We start from the raw sequence: 223 nt of genomic DNA, 5'->3' as shown, positions 1-223 counted from the left end.
AGTGGTACCAGGGCCCGCCGACAGAACCCAACATGTGGGCCCCGTACAACGAGCAGGGCAGGGCCGCCTGGCTCGACCTCACCACCCGTGCCTGGCGGGCGCCCACGCCCCAACCGGACCGGACCGGCGCCGAGTACCACCTCGACGGCCGGTTCGTCACGGACATCCCCGGTCTGCACTGCGCAATCGCCGAGGCCCTGCTCGGACCCGGCCGCTACCTCGG

At 72.6% G+C, this 223-nt stretch carries 1 pseudogene; it reads left to right on the top strand.

The annotated features are described in order from the left end of the window. Positions 1-32 precede the first annotated feature (32 nt). A pseudogene (locus ACEPPI_RS41040) lies at positions 33-223 on the top strand (hypothetical protein); the annotation flags it as partial.

The sequence above is a fragment of the Streptomyces sp. AB3(2024) genome (assembly GCF_041862025.1).
GTDB lineage: Bacteria > Actinomycetota > Actinomycetes > Streptomycetales > Streptomycetaceae > Streptomyces.
This window is presented reverse-complemented; position numbering and strand designations above follow the sequence as displayed.